Annotated in this window: 14 protein-coding genes; 12 read left to right on the top strand and 2 right to left on the bottom strand. The window is 69.1% G+C overall.

Going from position 1 to position 14,544, the window contains the following annotated elements:
• The first annotated feature begins 60 nt into the window (after window positions 1–60).
• Both ACFPUZ_RS04015 and ACFPUZ_RS04010 read left to right on the top strand, forming a co-directional pair.
• Window positions 61–1,371, top strand: a complete 1,311-nt coding sequence (locus ACFPUZ_RS04015; RefSeq protein WP_377000131.1) for an anaerobic C4-dicarboxylate transporter — start codon at window positions 61–63, stop codon at window positions 1,369–1,371.
• 17 nt (window positions 1,372–1,388) lie between these two features.
• A complete protein-coding gene (locus ACFPUZ_RS04010; RefSeq protein ID WP_377000129.1) occupies window positions 1,389–3,017 on the top strand; it encodes a formate--tetrahydrofolate ligase in 1,629 nt (542 codons plus the stop codon).
• Here the strand turns inward: ACFPUZ_RS04010 and ACFPUZ_RS04005 are convergent.
• Window positions 3,014–3,841, bottom strand: coding sequence for a RecB family exonuclease (locus tag ACFPUZ_RS04005; RefSeq protein ID WP_377000127.1), 828 nt, complete (start codon window positions 3,839–3,841; stop codon window positions 3,014–3,016). The genes ACFPUZ_RS04010 and ACFPUZ_RS04005 overlap by 4 nt on opposite strands.
• Before the next feature lie 35 nt (window positions 3,842–3,876).
• Between ACFPUZ_RS04005 and ACFPUZ_RS04000 the strand changes: the two genes are divergently transcribed.
• The 10 genes from ACFPUZ_RS04000 (at window position 3,877) to tatC (ending at window position 14,096) form a co-directional block, all read left to right on the top strand.
• A complete protein-coding gene (locus ACFPUZ_RS04000) occupies window positions 3,877–5,139 on the top strand; it encodes a M18 family aminopeptidase (protein WP_377000125.1) in 1,263 nt (420 codons plus the stop codon).
• A 16-nt stretch (window positions 5,140–5,155) separates the two neighbouring features.
• Window positions 5,156–5,992 (top strand): tRNA (adenine-N1)-methyltransferase, encoded by an 837-nt coding sequence (locus ACFPUZ_RS03995; RefSeq protein WP_377000123.1) that lies wholly within the window; start codon window positions 5,156–5,158, stop codon window positions 5,990–5,992.
• 106 nt (window positions 5,993–6,098) lie between these two features.
• Complete coding sequence (gene arc, locus ACFPUZ_RS03990; protein WP_377000121.1) at window positions 6,099–7,610, top strand: proteasome ATPase; 1,512 nt, start codon at window positions 6,099–6,101, stop codon at window positions 7,608–7,610.
• Window positions 7,611–7,615: 5 nt separating this feature from the next.
• Window positions 7,616–9,178: a depupylase/deamidase Dop gene (gene dop / locus ACFPUZ_RS03985; RefSeq protein ID WP_377000119.1), complete on the top strand. Its 1,563-nt coding sequence runs from the start codon at window positions 7,616–7,618 to the stop codon at window positions 9,176–9,178.
• 16 nt (window positions 9,179–9,194) lie between these two features.
• A complete protein-coding gene (locus ACFPUZ_RS03980; protein ID WP_377000117.1) occupies window positions 9,195–9,383 on the top strand; it encodes a ubiquitin-like protein Pup in 189 nt (62 codons plus the stop codon).
• A 21-nt stretch (window positions 9,384–9,404) separates the two neighbouring features.
• Entirely contained in the window at window positions 9,405–10,799 is a 1,395-nt protein-coding gene (pafA, locus tag ACFPUZ_RS03975) for a Pup--protein ligase (protein WP_377000314.1), read from the top strand.
• Window positions 10,800–11,753 (top strand): helix-turn-helix transcriptional regulator, encoded by a 954-nt coding sequence (locus ACFPUZ_RS03970; RefSeq protein WP_377000115.1) that lies wholly within the window; start codon window positions 10,800–10,802, stop codon window positions 11,751–11,753. It abuts the gene before it with no gap.
• Window positions 11,750–12,748 carry a helix-turn-helix transcriptional regulator gene (locus tag ACFPUZ_RS03965; protein WP_377000114.1) on the top strand — a complete coding sequence of 333 codons (999 nt, stop codon included), beginning with the start codon at window positions 11,750–11,752 and terminating at the stop codon, window positions 12,746–12,748. The genes ACFPUZ_RS03970 and ACFPUZ_RS03965 overlap by 4 nt, the downstream gene beginning before the upstream one ends.
• Before the next feature lie 14 nt (window positions 12,749–12,762).
• The gene (gene tatA / locus ACFPUZ_RS03960; RefSeq protein WP_377000112.1) at window positions 12,763–13,101 is read left to right on the top strand and encodes a Sec-independent protein translocase subunit TatA; all 339 of its coding nucleotides are present in this window, start codon (window positions 12,763–12,765) and stop codon (window positions 13,099–13,101) included.
• Window positions 13,102–13,121: 20 nt separating this feature from the next.
• Window positions 13,122–14,096, top strand: coding sequence for a twin-arginine translocase subunit TatC (gene tatC, locus ACFPUZ_RS03955; RefSeq protein ID WP_377000109.1), 975 nt, complete (start codon window positions 13,122–13,124; stop codon window positions 14,094–14,096).
• On the opposite strand, the gene ACFPUZ_RS03950 is transcribed toward tatC, so the two are convergent.
• Window positions 14,097–14,540, bottom strand: coding sequence for a tautomerase family protein (locus ACFPUZ_RS03950; RefSeq protein ID WP_377000107.1), 444 nt, complete (start codon window positions 14,538–14,540; stop codon window positions 14,097–14,099).
• Between the last annotated feature and the right edge of the window lie 4 nt (window positions 14,541–14,544).

The raw sequence follows: 14,544 nt of genomic DNA, 5'->3' as shown, positions 1-14,544 counted from the left end.
GTGCGGAGTGTGGTCAGACCATAGAGTAGTAGGTGATACCTACTACTACGAGAGGCCCCCATGCTCCTCGCCCTCCAGATCCTCCTCGTCCTCGGCGCCATCGTCCTCGGCGCGCGCCTGGGATCCATCGCCATCGGTTTCGCCGGCGGACTCGGCGTCCTGGCCCTCAGCCTCACCGGCGTGCCCGTCACCGCCGAGGACATCCCCTTCGACGTCATCGGCATCATCATGTGCGTCATCGTCGCCATCTCCGCGATGCAGCGCGCCGGCGGCATGGACTACCTCGTCCACCTCGCGGAACGCTTCCTGCGCCGCAACCCCCGTCAGATCACCCTGTGGGCGCCGGTGGTCACCTGGCTCATGACCGTCTTCGCCGGCACCGGCCACACCGCCTTCTCCACGCTCCCCGTCATCGTCGAGGTGGCCAAGGAAGGCCGCGTCCGCCCCTCCCGCCCGCTGTCGGTGGCGGTCGTCGCCTCCCAGATGGCCATCGTCGCCTCGCCGATCTCGGCGGCCGTCGTGTTCGTCGCCTCCCTCCTCGAGCCACGCGGCATCAGCTACCTCACCCTGCTCGGCATCATGATCCCCGCCACGTTCCTCGCCATCTTCCCGACGGCCCTGCTCACCAACCGCCTCGGCCGCGAGCTTCTCGACGACCCCGTCTACCAGGACCGCCTGGCCAAGGGCCTGGTCCGCGCCCCGCAGGGCACGGGCACCTGGCAGCCCCGCCCCGGCGCCACCGCCTCCGTGGGGATCTTCCTCGCCGCCATCGTCGGCGTCATGCTCTACGCTACGGCCATCTCCGAGCAGGTGGGCCTCATCACCGACCCGACCCTGCCGCGCAACGAGGCCATCATGACCATCATGCTCGCCGCCGCCACGATCATCGTGCTCGTCGCCCGCATCCCGGCGGACGAGATCCTGCAGACCCAGGTCTTCCGTTCGGGCATGTCGGCCGCCGTCTGTGTGCTCGGCGTGGCATGGCTGGGCACGACGATCATCAACCACTACATCGACGACATCCAGTCGCTCGCCGGGAACGTGCTCTCCGCCAGCCCCTGGCTGCTGGCCGTCGTCCTCTTCTTCGCCGCCGCGCTGCTCTACTCGCAGGCCGCGACCGCCAAGGCGCTGCTGCCCGCGGCCCTGGCCATCGGGGTGTCCCCGCTCACCGCCATCGCCGCCTTCCCGGCCGTCTCCGCGCTCTTCGTCCTGCCCACCTACCCGACGCTGCTGGCGGCCGTGGAGATGGACGACACCGGTTCCACCCGCATCGGACGCTTCGTCTTCGACCACCCCTTCATGATCCCCGGCGTGGTCAACATCGCCCTGTCCGTCCTCCTCGCCTACGGGCTCGGCGCGCTCCTGCTCTGATCCCTACCCTGGGGGCCATGACCCAGCCGAACCCGGATGTCGCCATCGCCCAGGCCCACACCCTCGAGCCCATCACGGAGATCGCCCTACGCGCGGAGATCCCCCCGGAAGCACTGGTCACCTTCGGCCCCTACAAGGCGAAGGTGGACATCACGCGGTTGCGGGGGCGTCGAGAAGCGGGCCAGCTGGTGCTGGTCACCGGCATGTCGCCCACCCCGGCGGGGGAGGGCAAGTCCACCGTCCTCATCGGGCTGGCGGACGCCCTCACCCGGCGCGGCCTCAACGCGGCCGCCGCCCTGCGCGAGCCCTCGCAGGGGCCGGTCATGGGCATCAAGGGCGGGGCCACCGGCGGCGGCTACGCGCAGATCGTGCCCATGGAGGACATCAACCTCCACTTCACCGGGGATTTCCACGCTGTCGCGGCGGCGACCAACACCCTGGCGGCGCTCGTGGACAACCACGTCCAGCAGGGCAACGAGCTGCGTATCGACGCCCGCCGCATCGTGTGGCAACGCTGCCTCGACGTCAACGACCGCTCGCTGCGCGGTGTCATCACCGGGCTCGGCGGCACGGCGCACGGCACCCCGCGGGAGACCGGTTTCACCATCACGGCCGCCTCGGAGATCATGGCCGTGCTGTGCCTGGCTGCCGACCTGGAGGATCTGCGGCTCCGCCTCGGGCGGCTGACCGTCGCCTTCACCTTCGACGGCGCGCCCGTCACGGCCGATGACCTGGGAGCCACGGGGGCGCTGGCCGCCCTCATGAAGGAGGCGATCAACCCCAACCTCGTGCAGACGCTCGGCGGCACCCCGGCCTATGTGCACGGCGGGCCCTTCGCCAACATCGCGCACGGCTGCAGCTCGCTCATCGCGACGCGGGTGGCGCTGGAGCACGCGGACCTCGTGCTCACGGAGGCCGGATTCGGTTCCGACCTCGGCGCGGAGAAGTTCTTCGACATCAAGGCCCGCCACGGCGGTCTCGACGTCGCGGGGGTGGTCGTTGTCGCCACGATCCGCTCGCTCAAGTACCACGGCGGGGACCTCGCGGACGGCGTGCGCAACCTCGCCCGCCACGTCGACAACATCCGCCAGTTCGGCGCGACGCCCCTCGTGGCGCTCAATCTTTTCACCACCGACACGCCGGCCGAGCGTTCCTTCCTGCGCGACTGGGCCCGGGACCACGGCGTGGCGCTCGCGGAGTGCGAGGTGTGGGCCCGGGGCGGCACGGGCGCTGAGCAGCTCGCCGAGGTGCTCCTGGACAACCTGAGCGCGGGCTCGCGGCCGCTCTACGATCCCCGACACGGGGTGGAGGCGTCGATCGCCACCCTCGCGACCCAGATCTACCACGCGGAGAAGGTGGAGTATTCGCCGCAGGCGCTGCGGGATCTGGCCGTGCTGCGCGAGCACGGCTGGGACCGGCTGCCGGTGTGCATCTCCAAGACGCAGTACTCCTTCAGCGACGACCCCGCGGCGCTCGGCGCCCCCACCGGCCATACCCTGCACGTGCGCGAACTCATCCCGCGCACCGGCGCCGGCTTCATCGTGGCGCTCACGGGAGCGGTGATGACCATGCCGGGTCTGCCCGCGCGCCCGGCGGCCGAGGGCATCGACATCGACGCCGCCGGAAAGATCTCCGGCCTGTTTTAGACCCCCAGGCTCGAGTCCGCCGTCGACCCGGGCCACCCCGGGTACTCCGGCGGGGTGCCACCGAACTCCGGGCACAGCGCCTGGAAGGAACACCAGCCGCACAGCTTCGAGGTCTGCGGCCGGAAGCGCCCGGCCCGGCCGTCGGCGGAGATCTTCGTCCACAGGTCCCCGAGGTCGCGTTCGAAGTACTCCAGCTCCTCCCGCGAGGGGGCGAGGAACATGGAGTCGATGACCTTGAGGTACATCAACCGCAGTTGGTGGGGGATGACCCCGTAGAGGCGCCAGTACACCAGCGCGTAGAAGCGCATCTGGAACTGTGCGTCGTGGCTGTAGCGGGGGAGCGGCTTCTTGCCCGTCTTGTAGTCGACCACCCGCACCTCGCCCGTCGGGGCCACGTCAACCCGGTCGATGAAGCCGCGCACCGGCACGCCATTGGGCAGGACGGTGTCCACGTACATCTCCACGGCGTGGGCGTCGAAGGCCTGGGGGTTCTCCATCTCGAAGTAGCCGCGCAGCAGTGTGCGGCACTCCACGAGGAAATCGTGCAGAGCGGCCTCCGGCACGAGCTCGGCGAGCTCGGCATCGGCGGCAACCATCGCGGTCCAGTGGGGCGTGAGCTGCTTGACGGCCCCGGGGTAGTGGCGCTCCTCCCGCGGCAGCGCGTGCATGTGCTCGAGCACGGCGTGCACCAGGTCGCCCTTGACCTGCGGCACCGTCTTCGGCTCCGGCAGGCGGTCGATGGCGCGCAGGCGGTAGAGCAGCGGGCACTGCTGGTAGTCGGAGGCACGCGAGGGGGACAGGGCGAGAGGGCGCGGGGTGGTCATGATGGCCACCACCTTATCCGTGGCAAGCTGGACGCATGAATCAGACCCGCGACTTCCTCGACTTCCTCGCCGCCAGCCCGAGCAGCTACCACGCCGCGCGGGTCGTCGCCGACCGGCTTATCGACGCCTCCTTCACCCCCCAGGACGAATCGACCCCGTGGGACGCCACCCCGGGGGGCCATGTCATGGTGCGGGGTGGGGCGGTCATGGCGTGGTGGGTGCCGGAGGAGGCCTCGCCGGAGTCGGGTTTCCGGATCATCGGTTCCCACACCGATTCCCCCGGCTTCACCCTCAAGCCCTCCCCGGAGCTGGCCACCGCCGGGTGGGCCCAGGCCGGGGTGGAGATCTACGGTGGGCCGATCCTCGCCTCCTGGCTCGACCGCGAGCTCACCTTCGCCGGGCGCGTCATCCTGGCGGACGGTTCCCAGCGGCTCGTCGATACCGGACCCGTCGCGCGCATCCCGCACCTGGCGATCCACCTCGACCGCTCGGCGGAGCTCACCCTCGACCGGCAGCAGCACATGCAGCCGGTCACCGGGCTCATCGCCGAGGGGCACACCCCGGTGCTGGAATTGGTGGCGGGGCAGGTGGGCGTCGATAAGCGGGACATCGACGGATTCGACCTCATCACCTGCGACACGCAGCGCGGGGCGATCTTCGGCGCGGACGCGGAGTTCATCGCGGCCGGGCGCATGGACAACCTCACGTCCGTGCACGCCAGCCTCGTGGCCCTGCTCAACGCCATCGAGTCCGGCGACACCGGCGCGGACATCCTCGTCCTCGCCGCCTTCGACCACGAGGAGGTCGGCTCCGCGACGACCTCCGGGGCCGCCGGGCCCATCCTGCAGGACGTGCTGGAACGCACCGCCGCGGCCCTCGGCGCGGATCTCGACGCCACCCGGCGGATGTACGCCCGCTCCACCTGCGTGTCGGCCGATGCCGCGCACGCCGTGCACCCCAACCACGTGGGCAAGCATGACCCGGCGCACCACCCGCTCATCGGCGGCGGCCCCGTGGTGAAGATCAACGCCTCCCAGCGCTACGCCTCCTCCGCCGACACCGTCGCGCGCTGGCAGCGGGCGTGCCGCGCCGCCGGGGTGCCCTCGCAGAGCTTCGTCAGCAACAACGCCATGCCCTGCGGCTCCACCATCGGGCCCATCACCGCCACCCGCCTCGGCATTCCCACCGTCGACGTCGGGGTCCCGCTGCTGTCGATGCACTCGGCGCGCGAGCTGGCCGGCGTGCAGGACCAGCTGTGGTTCGCCGAGGCGCTTGAGGCATACTTGATTGGTTCTTAAACGATAGGAGATCCCCGTGGCCTACTCCGGCCCCTTCCAGCCCGGTGACCGCGTCCAGCTGACGGACGCCAAGCGCAGGCACTTCACGCTCATTCTCACCCCGGGGGCGAAGTTCCACACCCACAAGGGCGAGATCCTGCACGAGCAGATCATCGGCATGGACGAAGGCTCGGTCATCCAGTCCTCCCTCGGCGCGGACTACCTGCTCTTCCGCCACCTCATGGTCGACCACGTGCTGTCCATGCCCCGCGGCGCGGCCGTCATCTACCCGAAGGACTCCGCCCAGATCCTCATCGAGGGCGACATCTTCCCCGGCGCGCGCGTCCTCGAGGCCGGCGCCGGCTCCGGCGCCCTGTCCATGGCGCTCCTGCGCGCCATCGGATCCGAAGGCGAGCTCATCTCCTATGAGATCCGCGAGGACCACCTCGAGTTCGCCGAATCCAACGTCGACGAATTCTTCGGCGGACGCCCCGCCACGTGGAGCCCCCGCCTCGGGGACCTCACGCAGGTGACGGTGGAGGATCTCGGGGGGCCCGTCGACCGCGTCATCCTCGACATGCTCGAGCCCTGGGAATGCCTCGACGTGGTGCGCAACGTGCTCATCCCGGGCGGTGTGTTCATGACGTACGTGGCCACCGTGCCGCAGCTGATGAAGGTGATGGAGGGCATCCGCGAGCAGCAGTGCTTCACGGAGCCGAAGGCCTGGGAGTCCCTCGTCCGCGAATGGAAGGTCGAGGGCCTGGCCACCCGCCCCGAGCACCGCATGAACGCCCACACCGCCTTCCTCGTCTGGGCCCGGCGCCTGGCGGACGGGGTGACCCCGCCGCGCCCCCAGCGCCGCGCGCGCAAGTAACTGTGGGTGTGCACTGGCTGATCCTCGTGCACCCCTCCCCAGGGCACACCCCGGCGTTCACCCGGGGATGACACCCCGCCCGGGTGGTGCACGTTACAGTTGATGCATGACCCCCGCTTCCGCCGATACCGCAGACCCCCGCGCCCTGCAACGTGAGATCCAGACCCTGAGCAGCCGCAACGCCAAGCTCTCCCAGCTGCTCAAGGCCTCCCGGGACAAGCTGCAGGATCTCTCCGCCCAGGTTGACGCGCTCGGCGAGCCCGCCTCCACCTACGGCATCTTCCTCTCCGGGGGGCTGGGACGCGACGCGGAGGTGTTCACCGCGGGGCGGCTCATGCGTCTCAAGGTCTCCCCGCACGTCGCCCCCGACGAGCTGGTCCCCGGAGCGCTGGTGCGCCTGGGTGACGGCTCCATCGTCGTCGAGGCCTGCGGCTTCCCGGACACCGGGGAACTGGGCATGCTCACCGAGCGGGTCGGGGAGGGGCGCGCCCTGGTGGCCAACTCCACCGGCGAGGAACGCCTCGTGCGCCTGGCCGAGCCCATCGCCACCTCGGCGCGCGCCGGGGACACCCTGCTCGTTGATTCCCGCGCCGGGGTGGCGTACGAGCGCATCCCCAAGACGGAGGTCTCCCAGCTCTCGCTGGAGGAGGTGCCGGACGTCACCTACGCCGACATCGGCGGCCTCGACGAGCAGATCGACCAGATCCGTGACGCCGTCGAGCTGCCCTTCTCCCACCCGGACCTCTACCGCGACTACCAGCTGCACCCGCCGAAGGGGGTGCTGCTCTACGGCCCGCCGGGCTGCGGCAAGACGCTCATCGCCAAGGCGGTGGCCAACTCGCTGAGCCTGCGGCTGGGCGACGGTTCCTCCAGCTACTTCCTCAACGTCAAGGGTCCGGAGCTGCTCAACAAGTTCGTCGGCGAGACGGAGCGGCGCATCCGCCTCATCTTCGAGCGCGCCCGGGAACTGGCGGGGGAGGGGCGGCCGGTGATCATCTTCTTCGACGAGATGGAGTCGATCTTCCGCACCCGCGGCTCGGGCGTGTCCTCGGACATGGAGACCACGGTGGTCCCACAGCTGCTCACCGAGCTCGACGGCGTGGAGAACCTGGCCAACGTCATCATCATCGGCGCCACCAACCGGGAGGAACTCATCGATCCCGCGCTGCTGCGCCCGGGCCGACTCGACGTGAAGATCCGCGTCCAGCGGCCCACGCGCGACGGGGCCCGCGACATCTTCGAGCGCCACCTCACGGAGGACGTGCCGCATGCGGAGCCGGTGGCTGAGCTGATCGAGGCGGGCGTCGAGAAGCTCTTTGCGCCCCGGGCCTTCGTCGAGTTGACGCTGGTCGACGGGGAGATCGAGGTGCTGGAGTACGCGGACTTCGTCTCCGGGGCGATGATCGCCAACATCGTCGACCGGGCGAAGAAGCTGGCCATCAAGGACCACCTCGCCGGGGTGAGCACCGCGGGCATCAGCCGGGTGCACATCGCGGAGGCGGTCGCCGCGGAGCAGAGCGAGTCCGAGGACCTGCCGAACACGACCAACCCGGACGAATGGTCACGGATCACGGGACGGCACGGCAAGCGCGTCGTCCAGGCACGAGTGGTGGGATAGAGGACATGGGCAGATTCATGGGCACGGAGACCGAGTACGGCATCTCCACGCCGACGCAGCCGGGGCTGAGCCCCATCATCACGTCGACGCATGCGGTCGTCGCCTACGCGGCGATGAACACCGGCGCGCGCTCGCGCTGGGACTACGAGGAGGAGTCCCCGCTCAAGGACACCCGCGGTTTCGACCTGCGCCGCTACCACACGGTGCCGGTGGTGGAGCCGGACGCGGTGGGGGTGGCCAACGTGGTCACCAGCAACGGCGCCCGCTTCTACGTCGACCACGCGCACCCGGAGTACTCCTCCCCGGAGGTGTCCAACGCCTATGACGCGCTGGTCTACGACGCCGCGGGAGACCTCATCATGCGCAAGGCCGTCGCGGACGTGGCCGAGCTGACGGCGCAGGGGCTGAGCATCCTCAAGCACCACGATCCCTGCCCGCCGCTGAAGATCTACAAGAACAACGTCGACGGCAAGGGCGCCTCCTACGGTGCGCACGAGAACTACCAGTACTCGCGGAAGACCGATTTTGCGGTGCTCACGCAGGCGCTCATCCCCTTCTTCGTCAGCCGCAACGTCATCATCGGTGCCGGGCGGCTGGGCATCGGCGAGACCGGGGAGCGGGCGGGCTTCCAGATCTCCCAGCGCGCGGACTACTTCCACCAGGAGATCTCGCTGGAGACGACGCTCAACCGCGGGATCGTCAACACCCGCGACGAGCCGCACGCCAACGCCGTCCACTTCCGTCGCCTGCACACCATCGTCGGCGACGCGAACATGTCGCACACCTCGACCTTCCTCAAGTTGGGCATGACGAAGCTGGTCATCGACGCCATCGAGGACGGCGTCGACTTCTCCGACCTGCGCCTGGTCGACCCCGTCGCGGAGATCAAGCATGTCTCCCACGACCTCAGCCTCACCCACCAGCTGCAGCTGCGCGACGGCCGCGCGCTCAACGCCCTGGACATCCTGCGTCTCTACCGGGAGCGGGTGGTCGCCGTCGATGACGTCGACGAGCGTGTCATCGCCCTGTGGGGGAAGGTCCTCGACTTGCTTGCCGACGACCCCCTGTCCACCTCCCACCTGCTCGACTGGACCGCCAAGTGGGCGCTCATCAAGGGCTACCTCGACCGCGGCGTCGACATCGCGGACCCGAAACTCCAGCTCATCGACCTGCAGTACGCGGACATCGACCCGGCGAAGTCCCTCTACCACGCGCTCGTGCGCAAGGGTCGGATGGAGACCATCGCCAGCGAGGAGGAGATCGCCCGCGCGGCCGAGGTACCCCCGGCAGATTCCCGCGCCTGGTTCCGCGGCGCCGTCTCCGCGCGTTTCCCGGACGACGTCATCGCCGCCAGCTGGCAGACGATGATCCTCAAGCACTCCGGCGGTACGGCGCGTTTCCAGACCACCGAGGTGGACAAGCTCACCCGCGAGCACGTCGGGGAGATCATCGACTCCTCCGCTACCACCGACGAACTCATCGCGGCGCTCACGGCGCTCGACTTCGCCCCCGACCATTACGTCACCCACCACAACAAGTCCCACATCAACAAGCCTCACCAGCACTAGAAGGAGCCACAGCACCATGACCGGACCCCAGTCCCAGATCTCCGCCGGCGGCGGCCGCGACAACCACGACGACGAGGCCTTCGCGGTCGGCCAGGCCCAGCTGAACACCACCGGCACCGATGACCTCCTCGACGAGATCGACGGTCTCCTGGAGACCAACGCCGCCGAGTTCGTCCGCTCCTACGTGCAGAAGGGCGGCCAGTAAGTGATCTTCGCCCGCCGCATCATGGGCGTGGAGACCGAGTACGGCATCACCGCGGTCACCGGTGACGGCGGGCGCTCGCTCAGCCCGGAGGAGATCGCGCGCTACCTGTTCCGGCCGATCGTCGAGAAGTTCTCCAGCTCGAACATCTTCACGCGCAACGGTTCCCGCCTCTACCTCGACGTCGGTTCGCACCCGGAGATCGCCACCGCGGAATGCGACAGCCTGACCCAGCTGCTCAATCATGAGCAGGCGGGGGACCGGGTCGTCGATACGCTGGCGCAGCGGGCCGAGGAGGCCCTGGCCCGGGATCGTATCGACGCCCGCGTCTACCTGTTCAAGAACAACGTCGATTCGGTCGGCAACTCCTACGGCTGCCACGAGAACTACCTGGTCGGCCGCCACCTGCCGCTGCGCAGCCTGGGCAAGCAGTTGCTGCCGTTCATGATCACCCGCCAGCTCATCTGCGGCGCCGGCATGGTGGGTCGCGCCACCGGCGGGTTCCAGCCGGGCTTCGTGCTCTCCCAGCGTGCGGACCAGGTGTGGGAGGGGATCTCCTCGGCGACGACGCGGGCGCGGCCGATCATCAACACCCGTGATGAGCCGCACGGCGACTCCGAACGCTTCCGCCGCATGCACGTCATCGTCGGGGATTCGAACATGTCGGAGACGACCTTCGCCCTCAAGGTCGGCGCCACCCTGCTCGTGCTCGAGATGATCGAGGCCGAGGTCACCCTGCCCGATTTCGAGATGGACAACCCCATCGGCCACATCCGCGACATCGCCCGCGACATGACCGGCGCCACCCTGTTGCAGCTCAAGGACGGGGGCACCGTCACGGCGCTGGAGGTGCAGGAGGCCACCCTCGCCGCCGCCACCGACTGGCTGGAGCAGCGCCCCGACGAGGGCACCCCCACTGCGGAACTGCGGCGCGTGGTCGACCTGTGGGCCCGTCAGCTGGAGGCCCTCCGCACGCAGGACTTCTCGCAGGTCGACCGCGAGATCGACTGGGTGATCAAGCTCAACCTGCTCAACCGCTACCGCGACCGCCTGGGGGAGGACTGGTCCCACCCCAAGCTGGCGCAGGTCGACCTCGCCTACCACGACATCCGGCCCGGCCGGGGCCTGTTCCCGCTGCTGGAGGCCCGGGGACTGGTGGCACGGTGGACGACGGACGAGGCGATCGAGCAGGCCGTCGACACCGCCCCGCAGACCACCCGCGCGCGGCTGCGCGGCCAGGTGATCACCCGCGCGGAGGAGCTCGGCGCGCCCGTCACCACCGACTGGGTGCACCTCAAGGTCAACGCGCCGGAGCCGCAGCTGGTGGAACTTCCCGATCCTTTCCAGCCTGTTGACGCGCGCGTGGACGCGCTCCTGGCATATCTTGATGACAACGCAGGTGTCTACGGGAGGTCTTAGATGGGGAAACAGGAGCGGGTGGTCCACCGGCTGACCAACCTGGTGTTCGCGTTGCAGGACGCGGATCGGCGGGGCGGGCGGATGCTCACCCCGGACTGGATCCGCACGCATGTCGACGGCTACGGCGACGGCACCCGCGAGGCCTTCCAGCGCCGCCTCAACCGGGACATCATCACCCTCGGCCGCGCCGGGGTGCCGTTGGAGCAGCGCGTCTCCGATTCCGGTGGCACCGCCTACCGGCTGCTCGCCGACCGCTATGAGCTACCCGAGGTCTCCTTCACCCCGGCAGAAGCCGCCGTGCTCGGCCTGGCAGGCGAGATGGGGCAGACCAGTGAGCTGGGCGTGTTCGCCCGCTCCGGGTGGACGAAGCTGGCGGCGGCCGGCGTGAGCCGGGATCTGTCGGAGGCGCCGGTGTTCACTGCCGTCAACGACACCCACCGGTTGTCCCCGGACCTGCTCAACAACCTGCTCACCGTCCTCCGCAAGGGGATGCGCATGTCCTTCGAGTACCAGGCCACCCCCACCTCCGACACCGTCCGGCGCCGCATGGACCCGTGGGCGCTGGTCCCGCACCAGGACCGGCTCTACCTCGTCGGCCACGACCTCGACCGCGACGCCCCGCGCTGCTTCCGGGTCCTGCGCATCACCAAGGTCTTCGGCCACCGGCAGTCCATCACTCACCCGCGCCCGGCCGAAAGTCTCCAGGGCATCGTCGAGGCCTCGCTGCGCGCCCTGCACCAGCGTGTCGACGCCGTGCTCACCATCCCCGAGGGCACCGCCCACGAGCTCGCCGCCGTGGGCACCCGCCGGGAGGACGGCACGACCGTGCTTATCGACGTCGACCGGGCCTGGCTCGCCCGCACCGCCGCCGGCTTCGCCCCGGAGGTCGTCGTCCACGAACCCGCCGACGTCCGCGCCGACGTCATCGCGCTGCTTGAGGGAGTCACCCGATGACCCGCCCCACCGATTCCGCCGGCAAGATCGACTCCATCGTCCGTGCGCTCAACCTGCTCCCGTATTTCCAGGCCCACCCCGACCGCAGCCTCATGGAGGCCGCCAAGGACCTCGGCCGCGACCCCGCCGAACTCCAGGAGGAGATCAACCGCCTCCAGTGCTGCGGGGTGGGCACCTGGCCCGAGGAGCTGGTGGAGGTGCAGGCCGATTGGACGCGGGTGTCCGTCACCAACTCCCAGGGCATGGACCGCCCTCTGCGGCTCACCCCGACGGAAGCGGGCGCGCTCCTGCTCACCCTCGAATCCCTCGAGGCCATGTCCGGCCTCACCGACCGCGAGGCCGTCCTCTCGGCCGCCGCCAAACTGCGCGGCATCATGTCGGACGAGGCCGTGGCCATCTTCGACTCCCTCGCCGTGGAGGACCCGGCGGAATCCACCCCCCAGGAGATCCTCCGCGAAGCCATCACCGGGGGATGCCGGGTGGCCTTCACCTACCGCTCGCTGTCCGCGGACACCACGACGCGCCGGGAGGTCGACCCCGCGAAGATCTTCGTCACCGGGGGAGAGACCTATCTCACCGCCTGGGATGCGGAAGCCGGCCAGCACAAGAACTTCCGCGCCGATCGCATGAGCGACGTCACCGTCCTTCCCGATGCCGCCGAGCCGCACCTGGACCAGCTGCCCTTCGACCCGGCGGACCCCTTCGGCTACCGCATGATCGCCGCGCAGGCCGAGCTGCTCATCCAGCCGCAGCACACCTGGTTGGCCGACTATTTCCCCATCACCCTCGGGGACACCGCCGCCGACGGACGCGTGCACGCCACCATGCCAGTCGGCTCCGAAGAGTGGTTCATCCGCTTCGCCCTCGGGCAGTCGGACCGGCTCTCCGTCGTCGGACCCGAAGGCCTGCGCGCCGAGGTTCGTCGCCGCGCGGTTGCCGCGTTGACAGCGTATGATCGAGGCTCTACGTTCGACTCCAACCGAGCTTACTCCTGAGAGGTAGTACACACATGACTCCCGGACCCTGGGAAATCCTGATCATCGTGCTCGTCGTCGTCCTGCTGTTCGGCGCGAAGAAGCTTCCCGACGCGGCCCGTTCCATCGGCCGTTCGATGCGCATCTTCAAGTCGGAGGTCAAGGAGATGGGTAACGATGATCAGGCTCAGGCGCAGCAGGGGCAGATCGCCCCGCCGCAGCCCCAGCAGGAATTCTGGGATGAGCCGCAGAACCAGCCGAACCCGAACTACGAGCCGCGCCAGCAGCCGATGCCGGGTTACCAGCAGCCGCAGCAGGGGCAGCCGTACCCGGGTCAGCCCGGCCCGCAGAATACCCAGCACCCGAACCAGTAGGGCAGGGGACGTAATCCACGATGTCCCAGACCGGTGACGCCACCCGGCGTCGTCTGCGGTTCAGCAGGAAAAAGAAACACAAGTCGCCCACCGGTGACATGTCCCTGGTGGAGCACCTCCAGGAGCTGCGCCGCCGGGTCATCATCTCGTTGCTCGCACTCCTCGCGGGCACGATCGTCGGTTTCATCTGGTACCAGCACGCCCCCTTCGGGACGATGCCGCTCGGTGAGATCCTCCGCGGGCCCTACTGTGAGCTGCCACCGGAGTCGCGCGCGGACTTCACCCGCGACGGGGAGTGCCGCCTGCTGGCCACCCGCCCCTTCGAGATGTTCATGCTCCGCCTCAAGGTGGGTGCGCTGGCCGGCCTCGTCCTGTCTTCCCCGGTGTGGCTCTACCAGATCTGGGCGTTCATCGTCCCGGGTCTGCACAAGAAGGAGCGTCGCTCGACGTTCACGTTCGTGACACTGGCCGTAACGCTATTCGTGCTCGGTGCTCTCATCGCCTACTTCATCGTCGGCTTCGCCCTGGAGTTCCTCATGACGATGGGCACCGAGTTTGCGGTGTCGGCCCTCACTGGCCAGGACTACTACAACTTTCTTCTTGGTCTGCTGCTCATCTTCGGTGTCAGCTTCGAGGTGCCGCTGATCATCGTCATGCTCAATCTCATCGGTGTCCTGGAGTACCAGACGCTCAAGGAGAAGCGAAGGATGATCATCCTCATCCTCTTCGTCTTCGCCGCGTTCATGACTCCGGGCCAGGACCCCTTCTCCATGGTGGTGCTGGCGGCCTGCCTGGTACTGCTGGTGGAGATGGCGATCCAGTTCGCCCGCTGGAACGACAAGCGCCGCGCAAACCAGCGCCCGGAGTGGATGGACCTGGACGATGATGCCTCGTCCTCGCTGAGCACTGGTCCCGGTGGCCTCGATGCCCCGGTGCCCGTCCCGCGTCCGGCCCCCATCGACCGGCCCGCCAGCGGCTTCGACGACGTCCTCTAGCTAAAGCCCGCCCAGGCCTCTGAGGTGCCGCTGAGTGTCGGCGTCCAGAGAGGCCAACCACTCGTCCTCCTCGCCCGCCGCGGGAAGGACGTGGCCGTATTCCACCATGTTCGACGGCGGGAGGTCGAGCAGGTACACCCAGACGGCACGGCGTGACACGTCCAGTACCTTCTGTACTGCGGCGCTCAGCGCTGCGAGCAGTTCCGCCTTCTGCTCCGGGGTGCGGCCCGCCCGGATCTGCCCGTGCACGAAAACCAGGTCGTCGGCGATAGGTTGCCCGCCGACAAAGTGTCGGTCTGGGTCGATGTCCTGGAACACCACCTGGGCGAAGAACCCCTGGGCTCCGGTGGCGGCGGTGTGGGCGTCGGTGATCGCGCGGGCCAGGGCGGCCCGCGCGGCCTGATCGAGGTGGCCCGTGCTGGTGTGGACTGTATAGGTCGGCATGGAC

Origin of the sequence: Corynebacterium nasicanis (assembly GCF_042658165.1) — a bacterium.
Lineage (GTDB): Bacteria > Actinomycetota > Actinomycetes > Mycobacteriales > Mycobacteriaceae > Corynebacterium > Corynebacterium nasicanis.
The sequence above is the reverse complement of the archived record's forward strand: the minus strand, read 5'-3'. Positions and strand labels throughout refer to the sequence as shown.

Coding starts and splice junctions, on each gene's coding strand:
- ACFPUZ_RS04010 (WP_377000129.1), top strand. CDS start 1,389: ATGACCCAGCCGAACCCGGATGTCGCCATCGCCCAGGCCCACACCCTC.
- ACFPUZ_RS03950 (WP_377000107.1), bottom strand. CDS start 14,540: ATGCCGACCTATACAGTCCACACCAGCACGGGCCACCTCGATCAGGCC.
- ACFPUZ_RS04005 (WP_377000127.1), bottom strand. CDS start 3,841: ATGACCACCCCGCGCCCTCTCGCCCTGTCCCCCTCGCGTGCCTCCGAC.
- tatA (WP_377000112.1), top strand. CDS start 12,763: ATGACTCCCGGACCCTGGGAAATCCTGATCATCGTGCTCGTCGTCGTC.
- pafA (WP_377000314.1), top strand. CDS start 9,405: ATGGGCGTGGAGACCGAGTACGGCATCACCGCGGTCACCGGTGACGGC.
- ACFPUZ_RS04000 (WP_377000125.1), top strand. CDS start 3,877: ATGAATCAGACCCGCGACTTCCTCGACTTCCTCGCCGCCAGCCCGAGC.
- ACFPUZ_RS03965 (WP_377000114.1), top strand. CDS start 11,750: ATGACCCGCCCCACCGATTCCGCCGGCAAGATCGACTCCATCGTCCGT.
- ACFPUZ_RS04015 (WP_377000131.1), top strand. CDS start 61: ATGCTCCTCGCCCTCCAGATCCTCCTCGTCCTCGGCGCCATCGTCCTC.
- ACFPUZ_RS03970 (WP_377000115.1), top strand. CDS start 10,800: ATGGGGAAACAGGAGCGGGTGGTCCACCGGCTGACCAACCTGGTGTTC.
- arc (WP_377000121.1), top strand. CDS start 6,099: ATGACCCCCGCTTCCGCCGATACCGCAGACCCCCGCGCCCTGCAACGT.
- dop (WP_377000119.1), top strand. CDS start 7,616: ATGGGCAGATTCATGGGCACGGAGACCGAGTACGGCATCTCCACGCCG.
- ACFPUZ_RS03980 (WP_377000117.1), top strand. CDS start 9,195: ATGACCGGACCCCAGTCCCAGATCTCCGCCGGCGGCGGCCGCGACAAC.
- tatC (WP_377000109.1), top strand. CDS start 13,122: ATGTCCCAGACCGGTGACGCCACCCGGCGTCGTCTGCGGTTCAGCAGG.